General features: G+C 69.6%; 20 protein-coding genes and 1 tRNA gene. 12 read left to right on the forward strand and 9 right to left on the reverse strand.

From position 1 onward, the window contains the following. A partial coding sequence (locus MXD95_RS23705) for a DUF459 domain-containing protein (protein ID WP_250642974.1) occupies positions 1-867 on the reverse strand: 867 nt, incomplete at its 3' end. Positions 868-890: 23 nt separating this feature from the next. Further along, positions 891-1,286, reverse strand: a complete 396-nt coding sequence (locus MXD95_RS23710; protein WP_250642920.1) for a phospholipase D-like domain-containing protein — start codon at positions 1,284-1,286, stop codon at positions 891-893. Positions 1,287-1,417: 131 nt separating this feature from the next. Here MXD95_RS23710 and MXD95_RS23715 point away from each other — a divergent pair, with 131 nt between their 5' ends. Next, positions 1,418-2,140, forward strand: coding sequence for a polysaccharide deacetylase family protein (locus MXD95_RS23715; RefSeq protein ID WP_250642975.1), 723 nt, complete (start codon positions 1,418-1,420; stop codon positions 2,138-2,140). Here MXD95_RS23715 and MXD95_RS23720 read toward each other — a convergent pair. After that, positions 2,116-3,690, reverse strand: coding sequence for an aldehyde dehydrogenase family protein (locus tag MXD95_RS23720; protein WP_250642921.1), 1,575 nt, complete (start codon positions 3,688-3,690; stop codon positions 2,116-2,118). The genes MXD95_RS23715 and MXD95_RS23720 overlap by 25 nt on opposite strands. Positions 3,691-4,074: 384 nt before the next feature. On the opposite strand from MXD95_RS23720, the gene MXD95_RS23725 reads away from it, so the two are divergent. From MXD95_RS23725 to MXD95_RS29025, 6 genes are all read left to right on the forward strand, one after another. Continuing rightward, entirely contained in the window at positions 4,075-4,791 is a 717-nt protein-coding gene (locus MXD95_RS23725) for a response regulator (protein WP_250642922.1), read from the forward strand. A gap of 282 nt (positions 4,792-5,073) precedes the next feature. Next, positions 5,074-7,518: an endopeptidase La gene (lon, locus tag MXD95_RS23730; RefSeq protein ID WP_250642923.1), complete on the forward strand. Its 2,445-nt coding sequence runs from the start codon at positions 5,074-5,076 to the stop codon at positions 7,516-7,518. Positions 7,519-7,857: 339 nt separating this feature from the next. Beyond that, positions 7,858-8,334, forward strand: coding sequence for a hypothetical protein (locus MXD95_RS23735; protein WP_250642924.1), 477 nt, complete (start codon positions 7,858-7,860; stop codon positions 8,332-8,334). A gap of 53 nt (positions 8,335-8,387) precedes the next feature. Beyond that, a complete protein-coding gene (gene orn / locus MXD95_RS23740) occupies positions 8,388-9,011 on the forward strand; it encodes an oligoribonuclease (RefSeq protein WP_285223751.1) in 624 nt (207 codons plus the stop codon). Between the two features lie 100 nt (positions 9,012-9,111). Further along, positions 9,112-9,187: transfer RNA gene (locus MXD95_RS23745), tRNA-His, on the forward strand. Positions 9,188-9,310: 123 nt separating this feature from the next. Beyond that, a complete protein-coding gene (locus tag MXD95_RS29025) occupies positions 9,311-10,528 on the forward strand; it encodes a tyrosine-type recombinase/integrase (protein ID WP_250642926.1) in 1,218 nt (405 codons plus the stop codon). On the opposite strand, the gene MXD95_RS23755 is transcribed toward MXD95_RS29025, so the two are convergent. The 4 genes from MXD95_RS23755 to MXD95_RS23770 all read right to left on the reverse strand — a co-directional run bounded on the left by MXD95_RS23755 (position 10,517) and on the right by MXD95_RS23770 (position 12,687). Then, positions 10,517-10,843 (reverse strand): helix-turn-helix domain-containing protein, encoded by a 327-nt coding sequence (locus tag MXD95_RS23755; RefSeq protein WP_250642927.1) that lies wholly within the window; start codon positions 10,841-10,843, stop codon positions 10,517-10,519. The genes MXD95_RS29025 and MXD95_RS23755 overlap by 12 nt on opposite strands. Positions 10,844-11,365: 522 nt before the next feature. Next, on the reverse strand, positions 11,366-11,767 hold the full coding sequence (locus MXD95_RS23760; RefSeq protein ID WP_250642928.1) for a hypothetical protein: 402 nt from the start codon (positions 11,765-11,767) through the stop codon (positions 11,366-11,368). After that, positions 11,764-12,156 carry a hypothetical protein gene (locus MXD95_RS23765; protein ID WP_250642929.1) on the reverse strand — a complete coding sequence of 131 codons (393 nt, stop codon included), beginning with the start codon at positions 12,154-12,156 and terminating at the stop codon, positions 11,764-11,766. The genes MXD95_RS23760 and MXD95_RS23765 overlap by 4 nt, the downstream gene beginning before the upstream one ends. 87 nt (positions 12,157-12,243) lie before the next feature. Beyond that, positions 12,244-12,687, reverse strand: a complete 444-nt coding sequence (locus tag MXD95_RS23770; RefSeq protein WP_250642930.1) for a hypothetical protein — start codon at positions 12,685-12,687, stop codon at positions 12,244-12,246. A 287-nt stretch (positions 12,688-12,974) separates the two neighbouring features. On the opposite strand from MXD95_RS23770, the gene MXD95_RS23775 reads away from it, so the two are divergent. Continuing rightward, positions 12,975-14,375 carry an NsdA family TPR-like regulatory protein gene (locus MXD95_RS23775; RefSeq protein ID WP_250642931.1) on the forward strand — a complete coding sequence of 467 codons (1,401 nt, stop codon included), beginning with the start codon at positions 12,975-12,977 and terminating at the stop codon, positions 14,373-14,375. A gap of 196 nt (positions 14,376-14,571) precedes the next feature. Here MXD95_RS23775 and MXD95_RS23780 read toward each other — a convergent pair whose 3' ends face one another. Continuing rightward, positions 14,572-15,654 (reverse strand): TIR domain-containing protein, encoded by a 1,083-nt coding sequence (locus MXD95_RS23780; RefSeq protein ID WP_250642932.1) that lies wholly within the window; start codon positions 15,652-15,654, stop codon positions 14,572-14,574. A gap of 1,578 nt (positions 15,655-17,232) precedes the next feature. Between MXD95_RS23780 and MXD95_RS23785 the strand changes: the two genes are divergently transcribed. From MXD95_RS23785 to MXD95_RS23800, 4 genes are all read left to right on the forward strand, one after another. After that, the gene (locus MXD95_RS23785; RefSeq protein WP_250642933.1) at positions 17,233-18,216 is read left to right on the forward strand and encodes a pirin family protein; all 984 of its coding nucleotides are present in this window, start codon (positions 17,233-17,235) and stop codon (positions 18,214-18,216) included. Between the two features lie 65 nt (positions 18,217-18,281). Next, positions 18,282-19,010 carry a Crp/Fnr family transcriptional regulator gene (locus MXD95_RS23790; protein WP_250642934.1) on the forward strand — a complete coding sequence of 243 codons (729 nt, stop codon included), beginning with the start codon at positions 18,282-18,284 and terminating at the stop codon, positions 19,008-19,010. After that, positions 19,007-19,870, forward strand: coding sequence for a HipA family kinase (locus MXD95_RS23795; RefSeq protein ID WP_250642977.1), 864 nt, complete (start codon positions 19,007-19,009; stop codon positions 19,868-19,870). The genes MXD95_RS23790 and MXD95_RS23795 overlap by 4 nt, the downstream gene beginning before the upstream one ends. A 7-nt stretch (positions 19,871-19,877) precedes the next feature. Further along, a complete protein-coding gene (locus MXD95_RS23800; RefSeq protein ID WP_250642935.1) occupies positions 19,878-20,348 on the forward strand; it encodes a DUF3037 domain-containing protein in 471 nt (156 codons plus the stop codon). Here MXD95_RS23800 and MXD95_RS23805 read toward each other — a convergent pair. Continuing rightward, positions 20,299-24,867, reverse strand: coding sequence for an alpha-(1->3)-arabinofuranosyltransferase domain-containing protein (locus MXD95_RS23805; RefSeq protein ID WP_250642936.1), 4,569 nt, complete (start codon positions 24,865-24,867; stop codon positions 20,299-20,301). The genes MXD95_RS23800 and MXD95_RS23805 overlap by 50 nt on opposite strands. Between the last annotated feature and the right edge of the window lie 4 nt (positions 24,868-24,871).

A 24,871-nucleotide genomic window follows, 5' to 3' on the forward strand; every position in this document is an offset into this window, starting at 1 on the left:
CCGCCGCGGCACAGGCGCGGGACCCAGGCCGGCGCGCCGTCCACAACTCAGGGCAAACCTTGCCGGACGCGGCACTACCTGTCCTGGCGGGACGAGCTCGGCCTGCACCGCCGCTCCGTCACCGGGCGACGCGTCCGGGTGGTCTGATCCGCTCCCGGCGGCCAGCGCCTCCCCGGCGATCGCCGTCCCGTACCGGACCGCCCCCGGCGAAGGCAGCGGACATGCCGTCATCGGTGGCACGATCGTAGGGCAGAAATGCGTCCCGTCCGGGCTGCGCACGGTGACGAATCCGCTGGGCCCGCAGGTCTCCCCGGCAACGCAGTGCAGGGTCGGGGTGAACCGGCCGTTATCCGTCACCGCGCGTCCGGCCGCCGCGACCGACGTGCGCGGATGCGCCGCCGCGATCTGCTTCCAGAGCCGGTCCAGCTGGGTACGCCCAGCCGCATCCACCGCCTGGTCGGCCCGCGGCGGCGCCTCCACCAGGATCACCGTGATCCCGGCACCGGTCAGCGTCTCGACGAGACGGGTCACGTCCGCCCGATAGGCGCCGATCAGCTCCCGCCCGCGCATGCAGTCGCTGCCCTGGTTGCCGGAGAACGCCAGCGCCGCCACGGTCGGACGAAACGCGTGGATCTGGGCGGGCACGTCGGCCAGCCAATCGCACGGCGCCGTACCACCCCAGGTCCGCACCAGCGCGGCGTTACCGCGGTCAGCCTCCACATCCCGGGTGAACGCGCTGCCGGCCTCCCAGGCCAGCGAATCCCCCCAGAGCACCACCCGCTGGCGCTGCGAGGAGATGTGCACCCGCGTCGGCGCCTGCTGCACGACCAACGTGCCCACGACAAGCACCACGGCGCCCACGAACATCCAGGACACCGCGCTGAGCCTCTTCACCATCGTCCAGCGGCCCGCATCCGCCGCGGCCGCCCGTCGGGATCGTAGATCGCGTGGTAGAGCGGCGCCGCCCAGGCCCGCCGCAGGCGGCCAAGCGCCGCCGGGGAATGCGGCACGACCCGTCCCGGCGGCCAGACATCGTCCACCGTCACGGCCTTGGAGTGGACGTAGACGGGTGTCCCGGCATGGTTCTCCACGTCGGACACCGCGACCCGCTCGCCCCCCGCCGCCCGGCAGACCTCGAGCGCCTGCTCGCGGCCGACCAGGTTCGGTGGCAGGGAGAGCCCCCCGCCCTGGGTCGGATGCCGCGGCACCACAATGAGCTCCGTGTCCGGATTCCCACGCTCATCGCCGGTCAGGAACCACGCCTGAAGCACCGCATCCTCGGCCAACGCACATCCTCCCTGCCCCCAGCCCGGATACGGCTCATTCCCCCCTGGACGACCATCATCACCCCGCGGCGTGAGCGGACTCATACCGCCTCGCCCAGAAGGTGCCAGGAGTGATCGAGCAGACTCACCGCATGAGGAGGATCGCCGCGCTGACCACCGCGACCGCCGGTGTCGCCTACGGCCTGCCGTCACTCACGACCCTGCGCCGCGCCCGGGTGCGGCTCACCCCGCGCCTCGCCGGGATCGGCGCGCCGGGCCACGTGGCGCTCACCTTCGACGACGGGCCTGACCCGGCGTCCACGCCACGCTTCCTCGAGGTGCTCGCCGAGCTCGACGTGCGGGCGACGTTCTTCGTGCTCGGCGGCATGCTGGCCCGGGCGCCGGGCCTCGCACGGGAGATGACCGCAGCCGGGCACGAGCTCGGCGTGCACGGCTGGGATCACCGTCCCATGCTGTTGCGCGGACCCCGCTCGACCCGCGACCAACTGGCCCGTACCCGCGACCTGATCGCCGAGGTGACGGGCCGTCCACCCCGTTTCGTCCGTCCGCCGCACGGCATCCTCACGTCCGGCGTGCTGCTGGCCGCCCGGGAGCTGGATCTCACCCCGGTGCTCTGGTCAGCCTGGGGCCGGGACTGGACGGCGCAGGCCACACCGCGCAGCGTGCTGGCCACCCTGGACCCCGACCTGCGCGGCGGCGCCACGGTGCTGCTGCACGACAGCGACTGCACCTCGGCGCCCGGCGCCTGGCACAGCGCCCTGGGCGCCCTGCCCGAGCTCGCCGCCCGCTGCGCGGACGCCGACCTGCGCCTGGGCCCGCTTGCGGAGCACTACACCGGTGGATACAGCGAGTAGTTCGGGAAGTTACCGACCAGCCGCTCGTCCGGGTCGCTCCCGACGGTGACCGCGCGGGCGAGATGCGCCCCGCCGACGAACGCCCCCTTCCAGGACGCCCCGCGCCCCCCGAACGGCTCCTCCCGGTCGCCCCGTGACCGCGGCACGTTGATTCCGATCTTGAACGCGGCGAGCTCCCCGGCAAGTCGCCGGGCGTATGCCTCGTCGTCGCAGGCCAGCGACGCGACCAGCGCCCCGTTGGATGCGTTCATCGCCGCGAGCAGCTCCGCTTCGGAGTCGACGACCACGATCGTGTCGACCGGCCCGAACGGCTCGGCGTGGCGCAGCGCGCAGGCGGCCGGGGGGCTGAGGATCGCCACCGGCGGCACGTAGGCGGAGGTGTCCTGCCCGGGCAGGAACCGCCCATCCGCGAGGTCACCGCGATACAGCGGCACGCCCCCCTTCGTGATCGCCTCGTCGATCTTTCCAGCCAGTTCCGTTGCCTTGTCGACGGTGATGACCGGTCCATAGTCCAACTCGGGCAGTGCGTCGCCGTCGTCGGCCACCGCCAACGGATGCCCGAACCGCACCCCGCGGAGGACGGGCAGGTACGTCTCGAGGAACCGGTCGAACAGCTGGCGCTGCACGACATAGCGCGGATAGGCGGTGCAGCGTTGCTTGCCGTACTCGAACCCCTTGCGCAGATGGGCGGCCAGCAGGTCCCACTGGGAGAACTCCCAGATCCCCCAGGCGTTGAGGCCCTCCTGCTCGAGGAAATGCCGCTTGCCCGTGTCGACCAGCGCGGCGGCGACCTGCCCACCCGCCGACCGACCACCGACGAACGCCAGGCAGCCGATCTCCGGCGCCCGCACCAGCGCGCTGGACAGCCGCGAGCCCGCCCCGGACACCAGCGACACCGGCAGCCCCTCCCGCCGGGCCAGCGCGCAGGCGAGGGTGAGGCAGGCGGCTCCGCCGTCCGTCGGTGTCTTGGCGATGGCCCCGTTGCCGGCGAGCACCTGGACGAGCATCGCATGCATGAGCACGCTCATCGGATAGTTCCAGCTCGCGATGTTGCTGACCGGTCCCGGCAGCGGGCCGCGCTCGGCGATCATGCGGTCGATGTTCTCGAGGTACCAGCGGACGCCGTCGAGTGCCCGGTCGACGTCGGTGAGCGCGAGCCGCCAGGGCTTACCGATCTCCCAGACCAGCAGCAGCGCGAGCAGCTCCCGATGCTGCGCCATGGCGTCGACAGCCGTCCCCACCCGCGCTCGACGCTCGCTGAGCGCCACATCTCGCCACCGCTTGTGATCATCGAGCGCGGCCCGGATGGCCTCCCGGGCCTCGTCCGGCTCGATCATCGGTGGCCCGATGATCTGCGTGCCGTCGACAGCTGCCCGGCTACGTAGCGGACTGCCACTTCTGCGCCACTGTCCACCCCACAGATTGCGCAGGCGGTCGTCATCGAACGCCTCCGGCGCTACGGCCCGGCATCGAATGAACGCATCGGACCAGGAAGTACCCGGCTTGATGCGAAGAGGACGCGGGTTGGGGGCACTGGTGAGTGCGGTCATACCGATGAGATTGCCGGCTCCCGACAGAAGGTGCCACCCCTCGGGCCGCGCATATCGTACATCGCGTATTTTCATCGATGATAGTTAGCCTCGTTGCCCTAATGACGGCTGGTCATTGACGAACCGCCGTGCATTGCGGATGTCGCCGCTCGGCGCCCGATTTCGGGTGGTCTGCGGTGTCTGGCCGAGCCAAATCGGCTGCCTCATCGCGGACGAACCTGTCGATACCCGCAGGCCGTCTGCCTGCTCGACGTACTATTTCCGGCATGTCGGATGCGTTCATGGGCCTTGGTGTCTCCGCCTCGCGGGCGCTGCTACGACCACTGGTATGTCCTTCATCACGTAGAGTCGAAGAGTGTCCGAACCCTCTTTCCCGGGTGTGTGATGACGGCCAGTGTCGTGCCGCCGTCGGCCGCTGAAGCCGGCACCGTCGAGGGCTCCGCGCCGATCCGGGTCCTCGTGGTAGATGACCATGAGCTTTTCCTCCAGGGTCTGCAGACCGTGTTGGAGATCGAGGACGACATCAGCGTCGTCGGGAGCGCCGGCAACGGCCAGGAGGCGCTCGCCCTCGCTTCCGGCACGCTGCCGGACATCGTCCTGATGGACGTCCGTATGCCTGGCCGCGATGGCATCGCCGCCGCCGGTGCCATCCGCCGCGCCGTGCCGCGCACCAAGATCGTCATGCTGACCATGTCGGACGAGGAGTCGGACCTGTTCGAGGCGATCAAAGCCGGCGCTGTCGGGTATCTGCTGAAATCCATCCCCCCGCACGAGGTGGCCGACGCCGTCCGCGCGGTCCACAACGGGCAGAGCCTGATCAGCCCGTCGATGGCCTCCAAACTGATGGTCGAGTTCGCCACCATGGCCCGGGGCTCGGACGACCGCCCCCGCGCGCCCGCCCCACACCTGACCGCCCGTGAGCTCGAGGTTCTGCGCCTCGTGGCCGAGGGCCGGGCCAACCGGGAGATCGCCCGTAAGCTCTTCATCAGCGAGAACACCGTCAAGAACCACGTGCGCAACATCCTCGACAAGCTCCAGCTGCACTCCCGCATGGAGGCCGTGATGTACGCCGTCCGCCAGGGACTGTTCGACATCGAGTGACCCCGGCCCCGTCGCTACGCCGTGAGCCCATGGTTGTCGTCAAGATCGGGGATGTGAGCGGGGCGTCGCGAGCCTGCCCGCGAGGAGCATGGATGATCCGGTGGCTCGCGGGTCGAGCTGCGGTTCCGCGGAACCGCTCGGCGCCTGAGATCCGGGCCGCCGGCGCGGGCCCGGCGGGTCTCCAGCTAACCGTTCGCCCAGAGCGATAAGACTTGGGAACAAGGTCACGCTGATCTGAGTTAAGCCAGCTGGACTCAAGTTCCTGACGTGAGGGTGGACCGCATGGCACAGAACAGGGTGTTGCCCGTCCTGCCGCTCGACGATGCTGTCGTCCTGCCCGGCATGGTCGTGTCCCTCGACCTGGCTGACGACGAGACTCGCGCGGCCGTGCAGGCCGCCCGCATCGGCGGATCGCCTGGAACGCCCGACGCGCGAGCGCCGGGGATCTCCAGTCGGTCCGCCGCCAGCGAAGCCGAAATCCTGCTTGTGCCGCGGGTGGATGGTCAGCTCGCCGAGGTTGCGGCGGTCGGCGTGGTGGAGCAGACGGGGCGGCTGCCGCGTGGGGGTTCGGCCGCGGTCGTGCGCGGGACATCCCGCGTCCGGGTTGTTGCTTTGCGGCCGGGCCCGGATGCGCAGGCGGCGCGCTGGGCCGAGGTCGGTGAGATCGAGACCGTGCTCGGCGCGGCGACCGATGCGGCGACGGTCGAGCAGCTGGCCCGGGAGTACAAGGCACTGGTGACCGATCTGCTGCGTCAGCGTGGGGCGTGGCAGGTGGTGGATTCGGTCGCAACGATCACCGATCCGTCCACGCTCGCGGACACGGCCGGCTACGCCGCCTATCTGAGCACCGCGCAGAAGATCGAGCTGCTGGGCACGTCGGCGGTGGAGGTCCGGCTGAGCCGTCTGGTGGCCTGGACGAAGGAGCACCTCGCCGAGCTGGAGGTCGCCGAGACGATCCGGCGCGACGTCAAGGAGGGGATGGACCGCCAGCAGCGTGAGTTCCTGCTGCGCCGCCAGCTCGAGGCCGTGCGCAAGGAGCTGGCTGAACTCGGGAGCGGCGGAAAGGGCGAAGGCGACGGCAACGGGGAAGGCTCGGAGCCGGCGGACTACCGGGCCCGGATCGAGGCCGCCGACCTGCCCGAGAAGGTGCGGGTCGCGGCGGTCAAGGAGGTCGACAAGCTCGAGCGGACGGCCGAGTCCTCGCCGGAGGGCGGCTGGATCCGGACCTGGCTGGACACGGTGCTCGACCTGCCGTGGAATGTGCGGGCGCAGGACGCGTACGACATCGCCGCCGCCCGCGCCGTGCTCGACGCCGACCACGCGGGGCTGGAGGACGTCAAGGATCGAGTCATCGAGCATCTGGCGGTGCGTCGCCGGCGGGCTGACGCCGGGCTCGGGGCCGTCGGTGGTCGCCGGGGCGGGGCAGTGCTGGCGTTGACCGGGCCGCCCGGGGTGGGCAAGACCTCGTTGGGCGAGTCGATCGCGCGGGCGATGGGGCGCTCGTTCGTCCGGGTGGCGCTCGGTGGCGTGCGGGACGAGGCGGAGATCCGCGGTCATCGGCGGACCTATGTCGGCGCGCTGCCCGGCCGGATCGTCCGCGCCATCCAGGAGGCCGGCGCGATGAACCCTGTCGTCCTGTTGGACGAGGTGGACAAGCTCGGCGCCGACTACCGGGGCGACCCGACCGCGGCGCTTCTGGAGGTGCTCGACCCGGAGCAGAACCACACCTTCCGAGACCATTACCTCGAGGTCGAGCTGGACCTGTCCGATGTCCTGTTCCTGGCGACCGCGAACGTGGTCGAGGCGATTCCGGCTCCGCTGCTGGATCGGATGGAGGTCATCCGGCTCGACGGCTATACCGAGCAGGAGAAGGTCGTCATCGCGCGTGACCACCTGCTGCGCCGTCAGTTGGAGCGGGCGGGGCTCGTGGCAGGCGACGTCGCCGTCGACGACGGCGCACTCGCGACGCTCGCCGGTGAGTACACCCGCGAGGCCGGGGTGCGTGACCTGGAGCGGGCGATCGCCCGGCTGCTGCGCAAGGTCGTGGCCGGAGTGGCGCTCGGAGCGGCCGCGCTGCCGGTCGCGGTGGACGCGGCGGGACTGGCCAGCTACCTGGGCCGGCCGCGGTTCACGCCCGAGTCGGCGGAGCGCACGGCGCTGCCGGGCGTCGCGACGGGGCTCGCTGTCACCGGCGCCGGCGGGGACGTGCTGTTCGTCGAGGCGTCGTTGGCCGATGCGGAGACGGGCGGCGCCGGGCTCACGCTCACGGGGCAGCTCGGTGACGTGATGAAGGAGTCGGCGCAGATCGCGCTGTCCTACCTGCGTTCCCACGGGGCTGAGCTGGAACTGCCCGTCGGGGACCTCGCCGAGCGGGGCGTCCACGTGCATGTGCCGGCCGGCGCGGTGCCCAAGGACGGGCCGAGCGCCGGGGTGACCATGACGACGGCGCTGGCGTCGCTGTTGTCTGGCCGGCCGGTCCGTCCGGACGTGGCAATGACCGGCGAGGTGTCGTTGACCGGACGGGTGCTGCCGATCGGCGGGGTGAAGCAGAAGCTGCTCGCCGCGCATCGGGCCGGCATCACCACGGTTCTGTTGCCGCAGCGCAACGGGCCTGACCTGGACGACGTGCCCGCGCCGGTGCGCGAGGCGCTCACGGTGCACCTGGTGAGCGACGTGCGGGAGGTGCTGGAGCTGGCACTCGAGCCCAGTTTCGCGCTCGCTGCCTGAGGACCGGTGGGGGCCACTCATCCGGGTGGCCCCCACCGTCGGGCGGCATCGGGCGACGCGCCGAGGACAAGGTAAACACCATGTGACGGGGGTGCACGAAGGACCGATGACGGCTACGGTCGGGGCGTGGATCGTGGCCGCTGTCTTCGGCAGGAGCGCATCGCGCAGCAACGCGTCCTGGGGCTCAGTCGGCGAGGGGTACGCCAGAGACCGCGTGACAACCGCGGCCCGGCGCACCTTCCGAACCGTCCGCCGGGCCGACGGCGACGCCGGTACCACTAAGCGCCTGGTTAGAGTTATCGGATCCCAGTGCCGGCGTGGCGAAGGGACCCGAACACGGTGGATGCGCTCAAACGAGGCTGGATCGGCCTGGCGTTGTTCTGCGCGGCGCTGGTACTCATGCCGATCCTGGTCCTCGGGTATGAGAAGGACACCTCGGCAGCCGATCAGACCCACGCCACGTCGGTGCCTGCCAGTGCGACCGTCGCGCCCACGGGCACCGCGAACCTGCGGCCGGCGCTCGCCTTCGCGGGTGTTCAGCAGAACGACCTGATCAGCGGATTCCGGGTGATCCAAGTCGACTCGCTCACCTATGCCGGGCCGCTGAGCTGGGTGCTCAACGGACCCCTCGCCGTGCCATTTCAGATCAACGTCGCTCGTCCGCCGTACATCTTCTCGCCCGGTTCGGACGGCGGCTGGCAGACCGGCCAGGCACCCGACGGCCGGTACACCCTGACGGCGATTCCGACCGGGGCGCCGGACAAGGCGATCACGGTGGTTTTCACGGTCCGTAATCAATCTGGTGCGCTTGGTTGATCACCCTGCCCGGGCGCGTGACGGAGCCGGCCGGAGACCCTAGTGTCAGCGGGATGGATCGTCTGGTGTGGATCGACTGCGAGATGACGGGCCTGGACGCGGCGTCCGACCTGTTGCTGGAAGTGGCTTGCCTTGTTACGGAAAGTGAGCTCAATGTGCTCGATGAGGGCATCGATCTGGTGCTTTCGGCGCCGGACGAGGCGCTTGACGCCATGGTTCCCGTCGTCCGCGAGATGCACGAGACGTCCGGCCTGACCGCTGCCGTCCGTGCCTCCGCGCTCGCGTTGCCGGAAGCGGAGAAGCTGGTCCTCGACTACGTGCGGGAGCGGGTGCCCGAGGTTCGCCGGGCACCGCTGTGCGGCAACTCGATCGCCACGGACCGCACGTTCCTCGCCCGCTACATGCCGGCGCTGGACGGCCATCTGCACTACCGGATGATCGACGTCTCCTCGATCAAGGAGCTCGCGCGGCGGTGGTATGTGCGTACCTACTACGCCGCCCCGGCCAAGCGCGGCGGCCACCGGGCGCTCGCCGACATCCAGGAGAGCATCGAGGAGCTGCGCTACTACCGGGAGGCCCTGTTCGTGCCCGCGCCGGGACCCACCAGCGAACAGGCGCGTGCGATCTCGGCCGGGATCCGCGCCCAGACGGAAGCTGCCAGCCCGAACGTAGCGTGATGTAGGCGTTACCTGCCACCCGTCCGCCCGGGTGGTGTCTGCGACCGGTACTATGTGCGTGCACCACGATGGCGCCGCGCCACCCATGGCGCCACCGATGGTGGGTGTAGCTCAGCTGGTAGAGCACCGGGTTGTGGTCCCGGTGGTCGCGGGTTCAAGTCCCGTCACCCACCCCAGAGTTATAGGCGCTCTGCCAGGCGTTTTCTGCCCGGTAGCACGCTGCGGGTAGCACCAATCATGGTCATCGGGTAGCACCGCTGATCTAGGCTGTCTCTCGGGTCCTGCCGAGAGGAGGCCGCGTGGCCTGGATTCAGGAGCGCGCGAACCACGTCCGTGTCATGTGGCGTGAGGGTGGCCGAGGCAGCACCCCGGAGTACGAGAAGTTCGCCACCCGGGCCGAGGCCGAGGTCTACAAGAAGCTCGTGGAAGCCGCCGGTAACCGGCGCCCGACGCCGGTGGTCGAGGACGGCCGCCCGCCCCGTCCGATCGCTGGTCTACCGTGCACCGTCCGGCGATGGGCGGAGTTCTGGTTGTCGGGGCTGTCCGGGGTGCGGGGGCGGACCGCGCACGACTATGAGCGCGATCTTCGCAAGCATGTCCTGCCGGATCTGGGCGACCGGGAGCTCACCGAGGTGTCGAGCACGGATGTGGGCCGGTGGGTGAAGGGCCTTCAGGACAAGGGGTTGGCGCCGAAGACGGTCCGCAACCAGCACGGGTTGCTCTCGGCGCTGTTCCAGGCCGCTGCGGCGCACGAGCCGCAGGCGATGCGGCTCGGGAACCCGTGCGCCCGGACCAGGCTGCCGGAGGTGGTGGGGGAGGAGATGCACTTTCTGACCCCCGCCGAGCTGGACCGGCTGTTGGCCGCCCTGCCCAAGCACTACCGGCCGTTGGTGACCACGCTCGCGCTCACCGGGTTGAGGTGGGGGGAGGCCACCGGCCTGACCGCGCGGCATGTCGATCTGTTGGCGAGCCCCGGGACGATCGCCGTTCGGCAGTCGTTGCAGCGGCAGGCCGACGGATCGCTGAAGCTGGGGCCGCCGAAGACCCGCGCGTCCCGGCGGACCGTCACCTTGCCCGCGAAGCTGGTGGACGTGCTGATTCCGCTGTGGAGCGGCAAAGACGGCGACGAGATGGTGTTCGTGACGCAGCGGGGTACGGCGGTGCGCCACTCGCACTTCTACAACCGGGTGTGGAAGCCCGCGGTTCTGGGCGCCGAGCTGCCGGCGGGTCTGCGCATCCACGACCTTCGGCACACGCACGCGGCGTGGCTGATCTCGGCCGGACGGCCGCTGCCGAGCATCCAACGCCGGTTGGGCCACCGGTCGATCACGACCACCGTGGACCGGTACGGCCACCTGCTGCCCGAGGTGGACCGGGGCGACCTGGACGCGCTCCAGGCCGCGTTCATCACTGGCGACCCCGACCCTTCCGACGCCACCGACAATGCCGATACCGCTGATAACGCCGACACCACGAGCATTTCGGAGGGCGGCGAGAACGGGCGGCTATCGGCCTGAGCGGCGCCGTTCGGGCAGCGGGACGGGTACCACCGACGCCGGCACCAGCCCGGCAACGGCGGTACCCGGTACCGACAGAGGCATGACCACCGACCCGGCAATGATTTTCCGGAGGTCATCGGCGGAGAACCGGATGGCCCGACCCAGCCGGCGATGCGGAACCTTGCGACGGCGGACCCATTCCCGCAACGTCGACTCCCGCACCCGCAACAACGCCGCCGCCTGCTCCGGATCGTAGAGACGGACGTCATCGTCCCCGGTCGAGGTGGCCGGTGCGCCGCCAGAGCCGGTCAGGGCACCGTGTCCGGCACGCATCAGGCCACCGCTTTCGGGCGGATGCTGCCCGCTCGCCTTACATGATCGCGAAAATACGGCAGGACGACCCGCCCCCGTTCCGCACCCTGTGTAACGATCCGACAGATCGGTACGCTACCGGCAGGTCGTGTCGAACGGAGGACCAGTTCCTGCCTGAAACAAGCCTTTGATCTGCCTGCTGCAGAACGGCGCACGGAACCCCCGGGGGTCAGGAAGGGGAAAGGCGGAAACCGGAATGTTCCCGCCTTTTAATCCTGCCGCGGCCGTGCGCTCTTGAGAAGTGTGTGGATGCGGAGATTTCACGGATTATCCCGGGACTCCACGCGGAGTGGACACGGAGCCGGCGCGGTGTCGGAATCCCGGACTGGTTACGGAGTGGGCTCGGAGTGGACCGGGAGCCAGCGCGGAGTGGGTGCGGAGTCGGCGCGGTATCTCCCACCCCGGTCTGGGCAAGGAGTGGGCACGGAGTGGACGGGGAGTCCGCCGCCGGTCCTGGTGATCACTTGCGAGTGGGTCGCCCGGTCACAGGTCGTCCGCGTCCGGCAGGTCCGGCAGGTCCGGCAGGTCCGGCAGGTCCGGCAGGTCCGGCAGATCGAGCCGAAGGCCGGCCACGACCCGGTGCGCGGCCGGGTCGCGTAGCGCGCGGGCCATCAGGTAGAGCATCGGGTCGGACAAGGTCACCGACCGGTGGACCGCCGGACCGGCCAGCAGTTCCACCGTGCGCGCGACGATCGCCCGGACCGTGTCCGCGTCGACGTCCGGCATCTCGCTGGTGATCCGCGCAGCCAGCGCCAGGCCGATCCGCTGTCGGAACGACCCCACCGGGTTGTACGCCGCAATGGCCCGCCCGGGGTGCTTACCGCCCGCTCTGCGCTTGCTCTGGCCGGCCCGGTCGTGGCCCGTCTGGTCGTCGGGTGCGGTCATGGCACGGCCCGTCGGGCCGAGGCCGCTTCGGTGGCGTCGACGGCGGGTAGTCGGTCGACGGCCCGGGCGCGGATGGCCGCAGTGATCTGGCGCCACACCGATGCCGGCATCCGCAGGGAGACCGGTTGGACGTAGCCGAAGCCGAGATGAACATGTCCTTGGCGCAGCGCCACCAGGACGGCCCCGCCTTCCGTCCCGTGCCACCTGCTCCACCCGGTGCCCAGCTCACCGGGTGTGTCCGCCCGCAGGGTCTCGACGATCGCCAGCCACACCGGGTGGGGGATCGCCAGCAGCACCGGGGTTCCGGCGTACCGGTAGCGGATGAGGATCTCGGCGCCGTGCCGGCCGAACTGGCACAGCGGCGCCACCGCACTTGTCTGCCACGCCATGACCCCTCCAGTGAGCCGCGGGTCGGGGCCTGCCCGTCCGGACCATCGGGGGGAGGGTCACGAACGGGCAGGCCGGTCCAAGGGAGGTCAGGCGTCCAGCACGGTCGGCCAGTCGGATGCCTTGTCCTGCCACGCCCCGACGAGCTGTGCCCGCCGCGCCTGACGCAGGAGGTGGACGGCCTTGACCTGGTCGGGGTCGAGGGTGGCCAGGCCCGCCGTCCGGTGCGTCACCCAGGTGCGGCCCAGCGCCAGCGCCCGCGACGACCAGCCCACCAGTAGCAGATCGACCGCGGCCAGATCAGATGTCGACGGCAGCTCCGGTCCGTACATCACCTCGTGGACCCGGGCGACGCCGCCGGCCATCTGCGCCATCAGTGCGTCCGACTCCGCTGCGTACATCGTGCACGGCCCGACCAGGCCCGGCATCTGGTCCGGACGCAGACCCACCGTGGGCGCGGCGTGCAGCTCCCGCGCGAACGCCTGACCGAACGGCACCAGGCCGAACGCCGCCGCCGGCAACATCTCGATCACATCCACTCCCCGCTGTTCACATGACAGGACGACCGCTGCGCGGTGCCCGCCGGGGGCATCGGGGCCAGCCCGACGGGCACCACGGAGATCAGTGTTCGCGAGCCGCCGTATGGCTCCCAGTGACGTTTAGGGGACTCTTCGTGTAGTTACGGAGTGGCCCTGTGAGAGCCAGGAGTGCCGTTTGGGTGCCGTCTACGTGCCATTTCGTCGAGGGTCGCCGCACGACCGTGACATCGGGTGGTGTGGGCCGGGATGCTGGTGGGGCAGTCACGTGAAGGAGACCGCTTGTGTCGTCCGTTCCGGTCGAGCCCCGCACGCTGCTGGCGCAGTGGGTCCGCGAGCAGGGGTGGACCCTGGACGACTTCCGCCACCGATATGCAGACGCGGCACAGCGGATCGGCGCGCGAGCCGACACGGTCAGCGAGCGGCAGGCAAAACGCTGGTTCGCGGGCACCGTCGACCGCCCGCATCCGTCCGCAAGCGCCGTGTTGGAAGCGCTCTGCCAGCGGCCGATCGGCGACCTGATGAGCCCTCCGCGCATGGCCGGGACGACGTCGGGTTCACCGACGGCAGATGAACCGGTTTTCGCGGGTGGTCACCGCGGGGAAACGCCCTCTCCAGTGTTTCCATTCGGGCCGCCGGAACATTCCGCTGGTAACGACGCTGATGAGACGCTGCGTTTCCTGGCGCGGGCGGAGCAGGCACCGGCCCCCGAGATGGTCGCTCTGCTGTGGGTTCAGGTCCAGCAGTTCGCCCGCAGCTACGGAGATCGTCTAAGCGCCCACGTCGAGGAAATGATCGTCACGCGACGGGCGGCCTTCCGCCTGCTGGACGGTCCAGCCGAGCCCCGCCAGGCCAGAGAGATCTACCTTCTCGCCGGTCTGGTCTGCGCCATGCTCGCGCACGCATCGCGCGACCTGGGCGACACGCGGCAGGCAATCATCTATCAGGACGCCGGATTGCTGTGCGCGGAACGATCCGGCCATCTCGGGCTGCGGGTCGTCGTACGCACCGAACAGGCCGCCACCGCCTACTGGATGAAGGACTTCACCCGGTCGATCCACTACACTGACCTAGCCGCCCTGGACGCGGAACGGGTCCGAGGATCGATCGCCGTGCTGCCCTTCGTGCAGCAGGCCCGCGCGTACGCCGCTATCGGAGACACCAGCCGCAGCCGCCACGCGCTCACCCGCAGCCATCGCATCCGCGACCATGTGGAACCCGACGACCTGGACGACATCGGCGGCCTGATGCGCTTCTCGCTGCCCGAACAACTCGGCATCATCGCCGGAACCGCCGCCTGGTACCCGGACCCCACCGAATCCGAACGAGCCGCCCACGACGCCGTAACCGCCTACCAGGACGCCCCGTATATCGACCGATCGCACAACTCGGAAGCCATCGCACGGGCCGACCTTGCCATCGCCCGCGTTCGCCTCCACGCGCTGGACGGTGCTGAGGATGCCCTACGATCCGTGCTCTCCATCCCGGAATCTCACCGCGTCCTCCCCATACGCAAAGGTGTGCAGAGAGTCCGTGCTCTCCTCCATGCAGACCCCTTCTACCGGTCGGCCCCCGAAGGCCGCCGCCTCCGTAAAGCCGCCGATGAGTTCGCCTGCAGCTCCGAATCTTCCCAAGAGCTCCGCGCCGTCGGCAACGACGCGGCTGCCGAGCATCTCCCTGACTAGGGTCCACCGTCTCAGCGGGTAGCAGGTGAATGCTAATAATCTTATGGGGAATCGCTATTCATTGCAAGATGTTGTGTGAATATTGCGCAGAGGTTAACCATCTGAGGACTTGAATAGTAATTTGGCCGGAATTAGCAACTTTAATTGGATTAGAGTCGAAGGGTGGTGGCTTCATGTAAATCTTGCGTCGAAGTACTCAACTGAGTTTTGATGCAAGATTCCTGGCCAGGGTTCCGAGTAGATATAGTCGAGGGTTTTGGTGCATCCATATCAGCATTAGAAGCCATAGTCGAAAGCCGATTCCAACCGTGAAGACAATAATTCCGAACGTAAGACTCAGTGCCTCTTCTGAATGCACGTCAGCGATCGTGCCGATTGCGGTGAAAACGCAGAAAAGTATGTCAATCTCGATGGCTTGGATGGCGTGGAAGCGCACCTCTTTGTTTCGACGGCGAAGTGTGAACCATCCTAGGACCGGAAAATAAGAGGAAACCATCAGTGCGGCGTTAAGGCGACTCTTTTCTGGATGTTTTTTGATCCGCTCGGTGTTCCGAGTGGAATGTATGGTCGCCGCACTCTGCTGCTGCGAGTCTCCTGACTCTACCGAGTAGTTCTGGTCAGGAGAGATTGGGTGATGGGTCAGATTGCTAGGTTGGGAGTATCTCGCCTCGGTCGACATGGCCATGGCGTGATGTGAGCGCGTGGTGGGTGTGAAAGGGGTGTCAGATTCTCCCGGGAAGCGGGGTTCGTGGCCGGGTGCAATAATATTGCGTGCCGGGAAGGGGGGTGCCGAGGTCGGCTTCGCGCGACCGATTCTAACCGCTTTGATCTGTTCGATCAGGCGGAGCTTCGCCGTTGGCTCCGAGAGGCCGAATAGATCGAATGAAACGATCTGACCCAGTAGTCCGGGGCGGGGGCAATCCATTACTCGGATTGGTACAAGCTTACTTCGAAAACCGGCCGGGTCTGCGGCCTGCGCCGCTTGCCATTCTGCCTGGCCATACACGGAGTCGAGGTAATCGTCTGAAAGTAGAGCAATGGTGTGCTCCGCTTCTGTCGCACCTCGCTGCATGCCGAACATCCAATTTCTTCCGGGGATGGAATCCCAATCTTGAATAAAAACCCGGAATCCCTTTTCTTCCAACTGCCATGCAATCCACTCGGCCCATGGACGGTCAGAAGTTGTGTACGAGATAAAAAAATTGAGCGTCGCATCCTCCGGCCGACCGAAGTCTCGTGATGCTCCCTGTTGCGCCGCCGTGCTGTGCTCTTGGTCCATATCTCTACCGCCCCCCCTGCAGATTGAGATAGTCTCCCATTGCCTCCCAACAGTCCGGGACTGGGGGTAGCCCGGAGAGTGCGGCGAGTGCGCGGACCCTGGTACCGCGAGCTCAATGATCTTCAGGGTCTTCGCCGGCATGCGGGCAACTCATGCGCGTCGACTCGCATCGACATCCTGCCTGCTGAGGCGAGTGAGACCAAGATCGTCGCTAAGTTTCTATTGCACTTCAAGGGCGGCCCTGCGGGCCGCCGGTGGATGGTGCCGCACACGCCGCGCCGTCACACGCGCCACGCCCGCGGAGCTCGCCGCACACGTCGGGGCCCCGGGCCGCGCAAAGCGCGGCCCCTCCCCGCCGGAGCGTCGGCCCCGCGGGAGTGTCGGAGCGTCGACCCGGTCGGAGCGTCACCACCCACCCGACACCCGAGAAGCAGAAACGGGCCTACGGCGCTCATGTTCTGCGGCGCGGCCAGGCCGACAGTCGATTTCCGTTGGCCACCTCGGCGGGCATTCCCCGCTTCCCGACGCGAGGAGCATCCGTCTACGCACCGGCCGCATCAAGGGCGCGCTAAAGCGCGTCGCAAGCGATCATCCTTCGGATGACCCTTGACCCGACCGGCACTCCGACAGTTCAGAACCACGCGGGAAACGGCGAAAAAATGCAAGGAGCCGACGGTCGAACCGTTGCCGTTCTGCATTGGCCGTTTTCGACCCGTCCGGGGTCGCGGGGGTCGTCGGGGCGCCGGGGGTGCCGCGCTCCAGAAGCGTCGTTTGACGGGTATTCTTCCAGGTCAGAGCCGCAGAATCCCAAGCGCAGACCGGGCAGCCCTACCGGAACGCCCTATCCTGTTACGTTTCGTCAGATCGAATCGTGAAACGTTCTGTTTCCACTTTTACGAAACGTAAGTGACGTTTCGGGGTGTTGGGCGTTGGGTGTTGAGGGCACTTCGTGTCCGGTGGCCCCAGGCCGCATCGACCGGGCCCGGACCCGCCAGCGCAATGCATCCGACGAGCATCTCCACGCCCGCAGACCGCGAATCACAGCACCCCGACCGCGCCAGTGGCCTTGGACGCGCGAGCGAGCTGCTTCCGACGGACGGTCGCCGGTTCCGACGACCCGAACACGGCCGGACGGCAGCCGCCCCGGTGGATCGATCCTCCCCGCCGTCTGACGAGCTGGGCCCCACCTGTGACGCCGTCCGGCCATCCCCACCGGGTGTGACGTCCCGGCTCGACGGGCTATCGTCGACAGCAGGTTGTCGAACATCCGAGAGCAGCAGCAGGGGGCAGCGACCGACATCCGCAGACCATGATCGGACGGTTGCACCGCCGGTAGCACACACCGGTGCAACCCGACGGAAGCTCACCGGGACTGACCGAAGCTGACGCTCTGACCAGGCAGTATGTGATAGGCGCAGGTCGGAGGATCGGCCGGGACAGGTTCAAGTCCCGTCACCCACCCCAGAGTTGTTGGCGTTGGGCGGCTTCTGCCGTTTACCAGCGGGAAGAATCCTCGTGAGTCCGCTGTTGCGGCGCACAGATAGTTGTTATTGCAACTAACTGGAGCTGGAGGATGTCATGCCTGCCGTCACTGCAGATACCGTCCACCTGTCGCGGCTGGCCGGGCCCGGCCTTGGCGACGTCGAGCGGCCGGTCCGCAGCGTCACGAGCGCGCCGAGTGGCCGGGAGGGCGAGGGGTTCCCGGTGCGCCGGGCGTTCGCCGGAGTACGGCTCGCCGACCTCGACCCGTTCATCCACATGGACGAGATGGGGGCGGTGGACTACGGGCCCGGTGAGCCGAAGGGGACGCCGTGGCACCCGCACCGCGGGTTCGAGACCGTCACCTACATGATCGACGGTACGTTTCAGCACCAGGACTCGCACGGCGGCGGCGGCCTGATCACCGATGGGGCGACCCAGTGGATGACCGCGGGCGCGGGGATCCTGCACATCGAGACGCCGCCCGAGGAGCTGGTGGTCCGTGGCGGGCTGTTCCATGGTGTCCAGCTCTGGGTGAACCTGCCGGCCAAGGACAAGTTCACCGCCCCGCGCTACCAGAACCTCGAGGGTGGCCAGGTCACGCTGGTGACCTCGCCCGACGGCGGGGCGTTGCTGCGGGTGATCGCCGGTGAGGTGGGGGCACACCGGGGGCCGGGCTCGACGCACACGCCGATCTCGGTGGTGCATGTCACGGTGAGTCCGGGGGCCACCGTGCACGTGCCGTGGAACCCGGAGTTCAACGCGCTCGCCTATGTGCTCGGCGGGCGCGGGGGAGTGGGGCCGGGGGCGGGGACGAGCGCGGGCGCGGCGATCGAGGCCGGGCAGCTGGCCGTGTTCGGTCATGGCGATCTGGTGACCGTCGCCGCGGCCGAGCGGCAGGACGGAGCCGGTCCGCAGCTTGAGGTGTTGCTGCTCGGCGGGCGTCCGATCCGGGAGCACGTCGAGATGTACGGGCCGTTCGTCATGAACACCCGGGCGGAGCTCGCCCAGGCGGTCGAGGACTACCAGGCGGGGCGCCTGGGAGTCATCCCCGCGGACGCCCTCATGCCGCATCGGGTCTGAACCCGTCGCGGGCCGTCGTCCATTTGACGGCGCGGAGATTCGGTGGCGGTGACACACTCTGGTCTGTGCGACCGCAAACTCGGTTCCAGTGGCCCGAGGGCAGCGTGCTGGGCCGGCTTTCCCCGCCCGACCAGAATGCGCTTCTCGCCTCCGGCGTCTACCGGGATTACCTGCCCGAAGAAGTGATCATACGGGAAGAAGAGCGCACGACCTTCGTCGTGTTACTGCTGCGTGGCTGGGTGAAGATCACGGCGGCCACGGAGACGGGTGGGGAGGCGCTGCTGGCGATCCGCCGCGGCGGTGACCTGGTCGGCGAGCTGGCCGGGCTGGACGCGGAGCCCCGACTGGCCACGGTAGCGGCCGTCGGTGCCGTCCTGACCAAGATAATCATGCCGGACGAGTTCCACGCCCTGCTGGAGCGCGCGCCGGGGGTGCATCGGGTGGTGAGCAGCACGATCGGCTCCAAGCTGCGCTCGGCGACGCGTCGCCGGGTGGAGTTCACCGGGTCCTCGGTGGCGGTCCGGGTGGCGCGGGTCATTTTCGAGCTGCAGCGAAACTATGGCCAGGACATGGCGGACGGGCGCCGCGCGGTGGGCATTTCCCTGACGCAGCCTGAGCTCGCCGGGCTGGTGGGCGCGGCGGAGCCGACCGTACACAAATCGCTGCGGGATCTACGCCAGGGCGGGGTGCTCGACACGGGCTATCGGAACCTGGTCATCCGCGACCTCGCGGCTCTGGCGCGGGCGGCGAACCTTCCGCCGGAAGGGCTCTCGTCCGGGGCCCGGGCCGGCTGATGCGACACGTCACCGCCGTGCGCTACGCGGCGCCGCTGCGAGAAGGCGGCAGCCTGCCCGGTCTGATGGAGGGTGATGATCTCGGTACCTGGGTGGTGAAGTTCCGCGGCGCCGGTCAGGGGAAGGCGGCGCTGGTCGCCGAGGTGGTCGTCGGGGAGCTCGCCCGGGAGCTGGGTCTCGCCGTTCCGGAGATCGTGGTGGTCGAGGTCGACCCGCGGCTCGGGCGGACCGAGCCCGACCAGGAGGTGCAGGATCTGCTACGCGCCAGCGCCGGGCCGAACCTCGGGATGGACTACCTGCCCGGGTCGATCACCTACGACCCGCTGGCCTTCCCCGTCGCCCCGGAACTCGCCGCGCGGGTGCTCTGGCTGGACGCGCTGAGCCTCAACGTGGATCGGTCGTGGCGCAATCCGAACCTGTTGGTGTGGGGCAGCGGCCTCTGGCTGATCGACCACGGCGCCGCGCTCTATCCGCATCACGACTGGCCGAGTGCGGACGCGGCGGTTGGTCGGCCACTTCCCGGGGTGGCCGACCATGTGCTGCTGCCGGCGGTGGCGGCCCGGCCGGAGGCATTCGTCGAGGCCGACGCCCAGCTCGCCGGGAGGGTCGACGAGGAGTTGCTCACCGCCGTCCTCGAGCGGGTTCCGCGGGACTGGCTGGACGACGTGCCCCGCGGCCGCTATGTGCGGTGGCTGCTGGCCCGGCTCGCGGCCCGGGCGGCCTGGCGGGATGCGGTGGTCGCGGCGCTCGAGTCCGCCGACGGCGGCGCGAGGAAGGCCGGCGCGAAGGAGGATCGCGGCAGGTCCGGGCGGCCGGACTGGCTGCGCGCGGGGGACTGGCTGCGGACCGGCCATGCGTGAGCCGGCCATGCGCCAGCCAGCAGAGCGTGAGCCAGCAGAGCGTGAGCTGTTTGAGTACGCCGTGATTCGGCTGGTGCCGCGGGTGGAACGCGGTGAGTTCCTCAACGTCGGGGTGGTGCTGTACTGCCAGCGGTCGGGTTTTCTGGATCTGCGCTGCCGGCTGGACGCCGCGCGCCTGACCATGCTGGATCCGTATCTGGACGTCGAGTGGGTCGCGACGCATCTGGGTGCCTTCGCCGCGGTCTGCCGGGGCGGGGCGGCGGCGGGGCCGGCGGGGCGGCCCGGAGTGGGGGAGCGGTTCCGTTGGCTGACGGCGCCGCGCAGCACGATCGTGCAGACGTCGCCGGTGCACACCGGTCTGACCGGTGACCCAGCGGCCGAGCTGGAACGGCTTGCCGATCTCCTGCTCGGACCGCCGGGACTGCCGGTCAGGGTGCCGGGCGGCTCCGGCGGCTCCGGCGGCCCTGTAGAACCGTGACCAGCTGGTCCGCTGCCAGCAGCAGGACCGCCAGCCAGGACAGCGTGGCGACGCGGCCGAATTCCGAGACCCAGTCGCCGTTGGTCGGCAGGGAATGCCGGTCCTGTACCTCGAGGACGTACAGCGCGCTCGCGGCCAGACACAGCGCCGGCGCGACCCGGGTCAGCCAGCGCCCGCGCGGGACGAGCAGCGCCACCAGCGTCGCCAGCGCCACCACCAGACCCGCCGGGGGCGAGACGAGCACGGCGGACAGCGCCCCGGCGCCGACGGCCGCGGCCACCGCGGTGCGCACCCCGACCCGGTCGTTCGTCCCCGGCGGCCACGGGTCCAGCGTGGGCAGATCGGCGGGCATGCTCCTGCGCGGCCGGCGGCGTCCTGTGGTGATCACCAGCAGGGAGAGGAAGAACACGACCGTCACCGCGGACAGCACCAGGGAGTACCGGATGACCTGTTGCGGTTTCCAGGTGAAGGTCACGGTGAACGAGGTGGTCGTCGGGCTGATCCGCCAGCCGTTGGCGTAGGCGTCGACGAGGCGGGGGGCGCCCGCGTCGGATCCGTTCACAGTCGCGTGCCAGCCCGCCGACAGGCTCTCGCCGAGCACCAGCCAGAACGGCGTGCCCGGATCCGCTCCGGTGACCCTGGTGGTGAACGAGGTCGCCGACGACGACTGGACGCTGATCCGTGGAGTGGCGGGGTTCGCGGCGCCCTGATCGCTGGTCTCGGTGTCGGTCCCGGTGTCACCGGCGCCCAGCCACGGGCCGCCGCCCGCGTCGGAGGCGAACAGCAGCCGGTCGATGTCGATGCCGAGGTTCGCGCCGTCGGCGGTGCGCACCACGTGCCCGCCGGCCGCCAGGGAGAGCGCGCCGCCGCAGGTCGATACCCGTAGGCCCAGCCGGTTGCCCGCATCCGCGGTGGAGCCGTCGACCCGAATGCCGACCGGATGACCGTCGACGCTGACCAGGTCGTCGCGGCAGGTTCCGGCGAGCTGCGTGGGCAGCTGGGGGGTGCCGGGCGCGGCGGTCACTCCGGGCAGGCCGATCTCGGCGATACCGACCGGCATCGCCAGCGGCGAGTGGCTGATCGGGTCGAGGCTCTTCACCGTGCGGGCGTCGTCCACGACGAACTGCCAGGTGCTGCCGGTGACGGCGGGGAAGTTCAGCGTCACCTGGCGGGTGCCGCCGCGCTGGGTGGTGTCGCTGACCGGTGGCACGCTCACCGAGCCGACGGAGTGGCCGTCGACGACCAGGCCGATCCGGGTCGGTACCGAGTGCCGTCCGTCCGCGACCAGGGTCATCGTCACCGAGGACGCGGTGACCGGCGTGGGAGAGGACGTCTGGATCCACGCGCCGTGCTGGTCGCCGATGCCGGGGCTCCAGACCGTGGCGGCGTCACCGTCGAAGGCGCTGGAGGCGCGGTCGCCGATGGCTCCGGGCAGGCGGCCGGACGACGTGTCCACGGGCAGGTTCGCCGGGCGGCCCATGGTTCGGTCGATGGTGTCGTCGGACGCGTAGGCCGAGACCCGGGCGGTGCCGGTCAGTGCGAACGTGCGGGCGGTGGGCAGGTCGAACGAGCGGGCCATCATCGACTCGGTGTCCGACTTGAAGGGCTCCGCCGGGTTGGCCCGGTCCCGCGACATCTGCAGGGCGAGCCGGTGGCTGATCGAGGAGGCACCGGCGGCGTCGAGGCTGTCGGTGGGCATCCGCAGTACCTCGTCGGCCGTCAGTGCCCTCCCCTGCGCTCCGGGGATCTCGACTTCGGCGAAACCGACCGCGGAGACCCCGTCGTAGCTGCTCTGGCGGCCGGTGTTCGTCGCGTCGACCCGGATGCGCAGGGTGCTGAACGAGCGAGCGGGGAAGGACACCGTCTGACCGGCCTGGGTGCGCGACGACGGGTCCAGGTCGACGGTGACGGGACTGCCGCCGTCGAAGGTGAGCGTCGCCCGGGTGATCCACCGGTTGCGCGGGCCGGTCAGCGGCTGGACGAGGGTGATGTGGTCGGTGGTGGTAGGCGCGGCGAGGGTCGTCTGCCATTGTTCGCCAGCCGGGTCGGTGAAGGCGCCGACCCGCCACGCGGTGTTCAGATCCCCATCGATGCCGCGGGTCGGGCGGTCCCACGGTGCGTAGGAGAAGGTGTTGCCGTAACTCGACGCGGTCACGGCGGCGATCTGAGCCGTGTTGCCGGGGGCGGTGAGCGACATCGTCGTCTCGTTGGCCGTGGTCTCACCGGGGAACAGCGCCAGCCGGTTGTCGTTCGGGTCCTTCGCCAGCGGCGCGACGCCTGGCTGTTCGACATAGCCGACGTTCTCCCGTACGCCGGTCCAGCGCTCCGCACGCAGCCGGTTGGTGTCGGAGACGAGCAGGTCGGCGCCGTCGTCGAGGGCTTGGCGCAGCTCGCCCGGCTTGGTGGAGAGCTGCGCGGCGTAGAGGATCGCCCGGTTGTCCGCGATCGGCTCGGTGAGTAGTCCGGAGGCCGCGGCGTCGACGAGTGCCTCCCCGCTACCGCTGACGAGCAGCGGACGCGAGGTGCTCGCCGTGCGCACGATCGGCTGGGTGCCCGAGACCGTGAAGTCGGCCAGCGCCGGTGGGTCGGGCACCGACGTCCTCGTGCCGAGCGTGATCTCGTCGGTGAAGGGGATCCCCGGGTCCTCGGCCACCGGTGGGCCGTACGTCGTCGGTTTGCGCAGGCCGTCCGGGATCTTCGAGGTGAACAGGTCCCAGGTCGAGCGTGGCCGTGGCGAGCGGTAGCGCTCGTAGGCAAGGTTGCTGCGCAGTACCACGTCGCCGGCGCTCATGAGCCGGGCGAGGTCGGGCACGGCGGAGGTCTCGAGCACCCCCTCCTGCAGCCGCCGATCGAGCGCGCGGACCAGGTCGACGCTGCCGGCCTCGCCGTAGGGGATCAGCTCCCGCACGATCAGCGGGCGGTCCATCAGGCCCTCGATGACCGGGTCGAGGGTGCTGCCCCAGCGGTAGTGGGAGAAGTCGGCGCCGGGCAGTTCCAGCACCCGACCGCTGTCGCCCTTGGCATCCAGTGCCTTCGCCAGGTCCTTCTCGTAGGTCGGGACGTTCTCGGGCCGGACCAGCAGCCGGTCGATGAACTGGCCCTGGAACAGCGGCAGCATGTTCACGACGGTCAGCACGACGACCACGGCCATCGCCATGCCGGGCAGCGCGGACCGAAAGCGATGCGCGGGTGCCGTCCGGGCGGCGATCCGGACGGCGTGCCGTTCGGCCAGGGCGGCGAGGCCCCCGGCGAGCAGGACGGACAGCCCCAGGGCGACCATCGGGACGGCGCGGGGCAGGGAGCGCAGGGCCAGCCCGGCCGTCGAGCCCTCGGCGAAGTCCTTGAACACCTGGCCCCAGGGGGAAGGATGGTCGTACGGGTACACCCCGACGGCGATCGTGGTGCCCAGCAGGATCAGCGCGATGAAGTAGCCGCGCTGCCCCCAGCGGATGGCGGACGCCGCGACCAGGGCCAGGATGGGCAGCGCGAAGCTGACCACGATCAGCCAGAGAGCCTGCGTGTAACGGGTCGCCGGGGCGATCCACGGGCCCAGCGCGTCCTGGCCGTAGAAGAACCAGTTGCCCAGGCCCCGCAGCACCTCCGAGGCCTGCGAGCTGCTCGCCACCGTCTCGATCGTCTCGGTGAAGGCGAGCACGTTCAGCCCGTAGCCGGCCTGGGTGTAGAGCCCCGCCATCCACCATGCCGAGGTCACGCAGATGGCGAGCACCGCACGCAGGCACATGCCGAGCGCCGCGCCCAGGCGCACCTCGCGGGTGCCCCAGACGGCGAACGGCACCCAGAGCAACGGCGCGAACATGATGAAGATCAGGCTGGAGGCGTTGATACTGCCGATCGTCGTGACGACCAGCGCGAACGCCGCCGGGAACCGCCACCCGGACGGCCGCCAGCCGGCCCGGCCGGGCTCGGCCTCGCGCAGCCCACGCACGGTGATGCCGATCAGCCAGCCCAGGCCCGCGTACGGCAGTAGGATCGCGGAGATCCGCGCCTCGTACTCGAGGACATACGGCGAGAGCATGTAGCCGAGTGCGGCGACAAAGGCGAACCGGTCCGGCCAGTGAAACGAACGCAGCAGGAACAGCACCCCGGCGCCCGCGCCGAAGAGAATCGAGCCGGTCCACAGCCTTTGTGCGACCCAGTCTGGCAGGCCCACGATCTGGGCCAGCCAGTAGAACAAACCCTGCGGGAACAGGTAGCCGATGTTCTGGTGGGTGACCGTGCCCATGCCGATCGCCGGGTCCCACATGGAGACCGCCCGGCGTAGCATCCGGCCCGGATCCAGGTACAGGTACGCCTTGGTGTCCGCGCCGATCTTCCCAGGCGCGGTGGCCAGCAGCGGCAGGTAGACGACGGCGGCGAGGACGAGCGTCGGCCAGGACGGCAAAGTCGGCAAGGCGGCGAAACGTCGGCGGGGCCGGCCGGGCGGGCTGGGGTCCACACTGACAATCCTGGCGGGCCCGGTGTCGGCAGGCCCGGCTGCCCCAGAGGTGGTCAGGCTCATGAGA

The organism is Frankia sp. AiPa1, assembly GCF_023243075.1.
Classification (GTDB): domain Bacteria; phylum Actinomycetota; class Actinomycetes; order Frankiales; family Frankiaceae; genus Frankia.